Genomic DNA, 6,282 nt, shown 5'->3' with positions numbered 1-6,282 from the left:
AAGCCGACGCCGAAGTGGCGGCCGGGCGGGCCGTGGCGGACGCGGGCTTGGCGGCGGGCTTGGCCGGCTTGGGAGCGGGCTCAGGCTCGACGGCGACGGCGATCTCCGTGATGTCGTCGGCCGCCTCACCGCGCCAGGTCCGTACGGTCTGCTCGCCGCGCTCGGCGACCTTCTCGTACGCCTCGCGCGCCTTCACGGCGTACTCGGCGGCGACGCCGACACTCCGCAGCGCCAGGTCCTGGGCGCTCTCGCCCAGCTTCCGCAGGTCGGTGTCGAACGACCCGAACACCTCGGTGACCTTGGCCTGCACCGTGGCCTGGGCTTCCTTGGCCTGGTCGGCGACCTTGTCCTGGACGGTCTTGGGGTCCGTGTTGCGCACCGCGTCGAACCGGCCGGGCGCCTCGCTCCGCAGCTGGTCGATGAGGCCGGGCACCCGCCTGGCCTGCTCCACGGCAAGCTCGGCGGTACCGGCGGCGAAGTAGAGCGGCGTCGGGTCGGTAAGGGTCTTGCGCAGGTCATCGGCGATGGCCATGACTGGGCCTCCCGGATCAGATTGAGGGTGGGTTGGAAACACTGCCGTCGGCAGCGGGGGCGTCCCCTGCGACGTTCTCCGCGGCGTTCTCTGCGTCTTGGCCGTTCTCCTTGCGGAACGACTCGTAGATCTGCAGAAGCACCTGCTTCTGCCGCTCGGATATCGAGGGGTCCGCGAGGATGACGGCACGCGTCTCCAGCTCCTCACGCTCCCGCTCGTCGAGCATGCCGGCCTGCACATACAGGGTCTCGGCCGAGATCCGCAGCGCCTTCGCGAGCTGCTGCAAAATATCCGCACTCGGCTTACGCAGCCCGCGCTCGATCTGGCTCAGATACGGATTGGACACCCCGGCGGCGTCGGCGAGCTGCCGCAGCGAGAGCTGCGCACTGCGCCGCTGCTCGCGCAGATACTCACCGAGATTGCCGACGTTGAGTGATGCCATGCCCCCATGCTGCGTCACCTCCGCTAACTTTTGCAAGCGCATGCTTGCAAAAGTGTTCCACCTCGCATCAGCCCGCCGAGCGCCGTCAGAGGTGCGCAGTACGCTCCGGCCCATGACGACCAGGATCAGTCTGACCTTGGACTGCACGGACGCGACGCTCCTCGGCCGGTTCTGGAAGACGGCGCTGGGGTACGTCGACGAGCCGCCGCCCGCGCCCTTCACGACCCGCGAGGAGTGGCACGCGAGTTTCGACCTTCCGGCGGACGACTCGGTGGACGACGGGGCGTGGCTCTGCGATCCCGACGGCATCGGACCCCCGCTCTCCATCCTCAAGGTCCCTGAGCCCAAGACGGCGAAGAACCGGCTCCACATCGACGTCCGGGTACCGGGACACGGCAGTCCCGAGGAACGGTGGGCACGGATCAGGGCGAAGGCCGAGCTGCTGGTAACGGCGGGCGGTACCGCCGTGGAGGAGTTCGACGGGCACCACATCGTCATGGCCGACCCGGAAGGCAACGAGTTCTGTGTCGCCGCCGCCCAGCGTGACGGCTGAGAGCTGAGGACTGAGGACTGACCAGGTTCCGCGCTGTTCTGCCGACGGTTAAATCCGGGCCGATCGGGGGCTGTGACCACTTACGGTCTCGTTCATGACGACGGTTACGACGCGCACGGTTACGACGCGCACGGTCGAGTACCCCGCCGACGGGATGACGATGGTCGGGCATCTCGCGCTGCCGGCTGGTGGCGGGCGGCGGGCCGCCGTGCTGGTGGGGCCTGAGGGGCCCGGGTTGAACGACTTTCAGCGGCGGCGGGCCGATGCGCTGGCCGAGTTGGGGTACGTGGCGCTGGCCTTCGACATCAACGGCGGGCGGTGGTTCACCGATCCCCAGGAGATGCTGGCGCACGTCACCCCGCTGCTTGCCGATCCCGGTCGGATGCGGGGCATCGGGCACGCTGCGCTTGATGTGTTGCGCGCCGAGCCGCGGGTCGATCCCGGGCGGATCGGCGGCGTCGGTTACGGGACCGGGGGTGCGATCCTGCTGGAACTCGGCCGCGACGGGGTCGACTTGCGGGTGATCGGGACGGTCAACGCGTTGACCACAGGGCGGCCGGGCGAGGCGGCGCGGATCCGTTGTCCGGTGTGGGCCGGGGTCGGGTCGGAGGACCCGATCATGCCGGCCGCCCAACGGGACGCGTTCGCCGCCGAGATGCAGGCCGGCGGGGTCGACTGGCGTCTTGTCGTCTACGGCGGCGCGTTGCACGCCTTCCACCATCCGAACGTCGACCAGGCCGTCCTTCCCGGCGTCGGCCACCACCCGGTGCACGCACGACGGGCCTGGGACGACGTCGTCGGGCTGCTCAACGAGTGCCTGCCGCCGGCGGAGTGAGCCACGTCAGCGGCCGGGTTCGCGGGCCACGGAGCCGGGCCGGTCGAGCGGCGTGGGCCGTCGTGCCTCGGCTCTGTTCAGCGCCGCGAGGGTCAGGGTCGCGATGACGGACGCGGTCGCCATCAGCGTCATCGCCGTTGCCGGAGAAGTCAGTTGGGCCAGGGTGCCCGCGAGGACGGCGCCGATGCCCTGGAGGGCTGCCATGCCCGTGCCGTGCAGGCCGAGGGACTGGCCCGTGAGGTCGTCGGGGGTGAGCGACATCAGCCGCTCTTGCAGGACCAGGCTCGCGGCGAAGCCGACGGAGGCGACCGTGACGGCCACGGCCGACAGCGCGACGCCCGGCCGCAGGACGAAGAACAGGTACGGAACAGCCAGCAGCAGGCGCAGCGGGGTCGCGAGCCGGGGGCGTACCGCGGGCGGTACGAGGCGGCCCACCGCCATGTCGCCCGCGAACATGCCGAGCGCCCCGAACGCGTACAGCGTTCCGGCGGCCTGGGGCGCGTACGAGACGTACAGCGAATCGCTGCCGACGATCAGGCCGTTGGGGACCCACAGGCCGAGATACGTCAGGCGGCGCGGGCGGGAGGACCAGAGCAGGGCGTTGGTGCGCCAGGTCGCCGCGACGGAGGGGCGGCCTGTGGCGCGCGGAGGACGGGCCGTGAGGCCGAGGCGGTTGACGAGGGCCGACAGCACGTACAGTCCCGACGCGAGGAGCAGGCAGGTCGGCGGGGACAGGAGCGCCAGCAGCGCGCCGCCCGTCGCGAACCCGGCCATCTGGGTCAGGCCCCAGAGCATGTTGTAGACCGAACGGCCCAGCACGTAGCCGTCCTTGGTGAGGATCTCGTTCAGCAGCCCGCCGCGTACTCCCCCGCCCAGCGAGGCGACCAGGCCCTGGAGGAGTACGACGGCGAAGACCGCCCACACCGGCAGACGGGGCAGCGCCAGCACCGCCGTACCGGCCGCGAAGGCCAGCGCGAGACCGGACAGCATCGCGCGCGGGGGCAGCCGGTCGGAGCCCGAGAGCAGGAACACCCCTCCCAGCAACTGGGCCAGTTGGGGCCCGAACATGCTCACCGCCGAGAGGAGCGGGGAGCCGGTGGCGCGGAACACCAGCGTGCCGAGGGCAAGCCCGCCGATCGTCTGGGCCGCGGCGAAGGCGGCGAAGGAGAGTAGGAACGGGGTGAACTCCGGTGTGCGGAACAGGGTTCGGTAGCTGCGCATGCGTCGGAGTCTGAGAGCGGCCGGGGGCCGTGGGTAGTGTTTCGCCGACACACGAAAGGTCGTACGCGTGGGCTTGTGGCAGATCGGCACGGACACCCTCGCGCGCAGCCGGTTCGTGCTCTCGCCGTTCGCCGAGACCTTCGCGAGTCTGAAGCTGCTGTACGCGGGGGCCGGCGGTCATCCGGGCGAGGAGGCGTGGCTGCGCGCGCATCTGCCCGGCTACCGCGCGCGCCTCGCCGCCGATCCGGTGGCCGCGCCGCTCGTACAGACCGCGATCGGCACGTCCTGGATCTCCGACTTCTTCTGCCCCACCTCGTGTGCCGGGGAGAGCTTCGAGCAGACCGTGGAACGGGTGCGGGCGGCCGGGGCCGAGGAGGCGCGGGCCAACCTCCGGGTGTCCGCAGGGGGTTCGCTCCCCACCGTCCTGGAGCGGGACGACCTGCCCGAACGGGCGGCGGCGCTCCTGACGTACGTCTGGGAGGAGACCGTACGGCCGTACTGGGCGCGCCGACGGCGCGTCCTGGAGGCCGACATGGTCGCGCGGACCGCGCGCGTGAACCAGGGAGGCTGGGCCGCCGTACTGGACTCGCTGAACCCGGGGACGCGCTGGCTCGGCGAAAGCCGGTTCCAGGTCAACGTGTTGGCGTATCCGCCCCGGGAGATCGCTGCCGGGGCAGAGCTGTTGTTCATGCCGGTGACGCCGAGGACGAGTTGGGTGTCGTGGGAGGGACGGGAACGGTACGCCGTGGTCTACCCGTGTCTGGGCGTACTCGCCGAGGACCACGACAGACGGCCCGTCCCGGCGGGGCTCGGAGCCCTCGTCGGGGCGGCGCGGGCCGCGCTGCTGACGCTGCTCGGCACCCCGATGAGTACGACGCAACTGGTCGCCGTGACCGGGCAGGGGCTGGGGTCGGTGGGTCGGCATCTGCGGGTGCTGCTGGACGCGGGCCTGGTGGAGCGGCGGCGCGCGGGGCGGTCGGTGCTGTACGTGCGGACGGCGGCCGGGGAGGTGTTGGTGGAGGCGTCGGGGGTGGGGCGGCCTCGCTGACGGGGACGCGTTCGCCTGACCGCGTTCCCGAGCGCCCCGAGCGCGGTCGTGCGGGCGTGGTCGTGCGTGCGTGGTCGGATCAGTCGGCGCTGATCTGAGCCGCCACGGAGAAGTCCTCCGCGCAGTCGGGGCAGGTCGCATCGCCGAAGACGTACGTCAACGCCTTGGCCACGCCCTGCTGGTTGTCGGCGAGCGCGGTGTCGTGGAGCCGTCGGCCGATGCCGGTCAGACCGGCGGGGTCAGTGGGGTCGGCAGGGCGCAGGGGTTCGGTCGGCACGTCGTCCGACAGCGCGTAATCACCGCTGGTCGAGAAGTACCCACGCTCGCCGAGGGCGATGAACAGGTCCACCTCGCAGCCCGGGCAGGCGATCTGGTACTCCTCGTTCGTGAGGCCCCACGCCAGGTCTTCGCTCCAGCCGTCGACGCCCTCGAAGCTCAGTACGGCTTCCAGCAGGTAGACGTACTCGTCGGCGTCGTCAGCCGTTCGAAGGTGGTTGTTAGCCAGCGACAGCAGGACCGCCAACTCGTCCGCGTACCGGGCACGGACCCCGGCCGCCTCCTGCGGCTGGTCGGCACCGGCCATGATCGCGCCCGCCAGGGTCAGCGCACTGACCGCTTGTCCCTGGTCTTCCGAGCCGGCGACACGGGTCAGCCAGGGCAAGGCCGCGAAGCTGGCCGAATAGACGCTGCCTTGATGGCACAGGGCCGACCAGAGGTCGGTCCAGCGTTCGGAGGTCGGATCCGACGCGAGCTGGTCAAGCAGGGCGGGTATGTCGTCGGCAGGGCCGTACGCGTGGGTGAGCTGCGACCAATCCGTCATGCGGGAATCCAATCAGGTCGAGTGGCGTGGGCAGAGGCTCCAGAAGGAGTCGATGTCCACGGCGGCACTGTGCCAGGCACCTCTGACAATCCTCGGCGCGCGCATGAGCCGGATTGACCGACTTTCGCGTGCGGCGGGGCGGCCCGCGGAAAGCGCCCTGCGGCTGTGCGGCGGGACGGATCGCGGGCGGTAGCCGGCGCACGGTGGGGCAAGGGCGGCGGCCGGGGTCCGGCGGCCATCACCATCGGGCCGATCAGTTCGAGCATTGACAGTTAGAGGGCTAACAGTTAGAGTTCTCATCATGGACGCAGCAGCCGCACCTCGACCCAACGGCACTCTCGACCACATCCGCTGGATCTCCTGGGCCCAGCGGAAGGCCGGCGAGGAGTGGATCCGGGCACGCGAGCTCAGCCACGAGCAGAGCTTCGCGCTCGGCTATCTGGTCAAGAACCCCGGTGCGATCCAGCGGGACATCGCGCAGATGACCCGCACGAGCGCGGCGAGCGTATCGAGCCTTCTGCAGGGGCTTGAGCGCCGCGGCCTGATCGAGCGCCGTACGGAACCCGGCAACGAACGCAGCAAGCGCGTCTACGCGACGCCGGTCGGCGCCGAACTCATCTCCGGGTTCGAGGCCGCGATGGCGGCGGCGGACGAGACGATTCTCGCCCCGCTGGACCAGGCCGAGCGGGCCACGCTGCTCGCCCTGCTCACGAAGGTCACGGCGGAACTGCCGCAGCCCACGCGGTCGTAGCGACGACTGCGCGGATTGACGGCGTGACCCTCAGCCCGACCGCCGCGCAGCTCGGTCGCGCGGCCAAGACATCCCCACCA

Annotated in this window: 8 protein-coding genes; 4 read left to right on the top strand and 4 right to left on the bottom strand. The window is 70.9% G+C overall.

Features of this window, described 5'->3' with window-relative positions; genetic code table 11:
- Nucleotides 1-532, bottom strand: a 532-nt coding sequence (locus HY68_RS12370; RefSeq protein ID WP_041988026.1) for a hypothetical protein, incomplete at its 3' end; no start/stop codon positions are given.
- Between the two features lie 16 nt (nucleotides 533-548).
- The gene (locus HY68_RS12365; protein WP_041988023.1) at nucleotides 549-974 is read right to left on the bottom strand and encodes a helix-turn-helix transcriptional regulator; all 426 of its coding nucleotides are present in this window, start codon (nucleotides 972-974) and stop codon (nucleotides 549-551) included.
- Nucleotides 975-1,086: 112 nt separating this feature from the next.
- Here HY68_RS12365 and HY68_RS12360 point away from each other — a divergent pair, with 112 nt between their 5' ends.
- The gene (locus HY68_RS12360) at nucleotides 1,087-1,527 is read left to right on the top strand and encodes a VOC family protein (RefSeq protein ID WP_041988020.1); all 441 of its coding nucleotides are present in this window, start codon (nucleotides 1,087-1,089) and stop codon (nucleotides 1,525-1,527) included.
- Nucleotides 1,528-1,621: 94 nt separating this feature from the next.
- A complete protein-coding gene (locus tag HY68_RS12355; protein ID WP_041988017.1) occupies nucleotides 1,622-2,362 on the top strand; it encodes a dienelactone hydrolase family protein in 741 nt (246 codons plus the stop codon).
- A 6-nt stretch (nucleotides 2,363-2,368) separates the two neighbouring features.
- Here HY68_RS12355 and HY68_RS12350 read toward each other — a convergent pair whose 3' ends face one another.
- Nucleotides 2,369-3,583, bottom strand: a complete 1,215-nt coding sequence (locus tag HY68_RS12350; protein ID WP_041988014.1) for an MFS transporter — start codon at nucleotides 3,581-3,583, stop codon at nucleotides 2,369-2,371.
- Nucleotides 3,584-3,650: 67 nt separating this feature from the next.
- Here HY68_RS12350 and HY68_RS12345 point away from each other — a divergent pair, with 67 nt between their 5' ends.
- Nucleotides 3,651-4,631 (top strand): helix-turn-helix domain-containing protein, encoded by a 981-nt coding sequence (locus HY68_RS12345; protein WP_041988011.1) that lies wholly within the window; start codon nucleotides 3,651-3,653, stop codon nucleotides 4,629-4,631.
- A gap of 79 nt (nucleotides 4,632-4,710) precedes the next feature.
- On the opposite strand, the gene HY68_RS12340 is transcribed toward HY68_RS12345, so the two are convergent.
- Complete coding sequence (locus tag HY68_RS12340; RefSeq protein ID WP_041988008.1) at nucleotides 4,711-5,451, bottom strand: hypothetical protein; 741 nt, start codon at nucleotides 5,449-5,451, stop codon at nucleotides 4,711-4,713.
- A gap of 301 nt (nucleotides 5,452-5,752) precedes the next feature.
- Here HY68_RS12340 and HY68_RS12335 point away from each other — a divergent pair, with 301 nt between their 5' ends.
- Entirely contained in the window at nucleotides 5,753-6,202 is a 450-nt protein-coding gene (locus HY68_RS12335) for a MarR family transcriptional regulator (RefSeq protein ID WP_041988005.1), read from the top strand.
- Nucleotides 6,203-6,282: the final 80 nt, after the last annotated feature.

The organism is Streptomyces sp. AcH 505 (assembly GCF_000818175.1).
In the GTDB taxonomy this organism is placed as follows: Bacteria; Actinomycetota; Actinomycetes; order Streptomycetales; family Streptomycetaceae; genus Streptomyces.
This window is presented reverse-complemented; position numbering and strand designations above follow the sequence as displayed.